The sequence below is a fragment of the Paraburkholderia sp. SIMBA_054 genome, assembly GCF_046534875.1.
Lineage (GTDB): Bacteria > Pseudomonadota > Gammaproteobacteria > Burkholderiales > Burkholderiaceae > Paraburkholderia > Paraburkholderia hospita.
The window spans coordinates 1-273 of the sequence record NZ_JAWRXV010000756.1 but is presented as its reverse complement, the minus strand read 5'-3'; the positions used below and the strand labels follow the sequence as shown (position 1 = coordinate 273).

Genomic DNA, 273 nt, shown 5'->3' with positions numbered 1-273 from the left:
CGGCGGCGTCGCGCCGATAGGTTTTCATCATGCGCCGCGCGACGAATTGCGAATTCGCGATCAGGCGGTCGACGCCATTCGCCGAATGCGAATCCCAGCCGCGCAGATAATGCAGCAACGCACGCATGAGCCAGGACTTCGGCCCGCGCGTCAAACCGGCTTCGCGCAGATACTCATGCTGCCGGTCCCACGCGTGACGCATCGGCGAATGCACGTAACTTATGTGCGTTTGATCAGGGCCGACGAGCACGCCCTTTGCGACCGTATGCGAAC

1 pseudogene is annotated in these 273 nt (G+C 62.3%); it reads right to left on the bottom strand.

Annotation, left to right across the window (positions count from 1 at the left end):
* Positions 1-273: pseudogene (locus SB822_RS57130) on the bottom strand (glycosyltransferase family 4 protein); the annotation flags it as partial.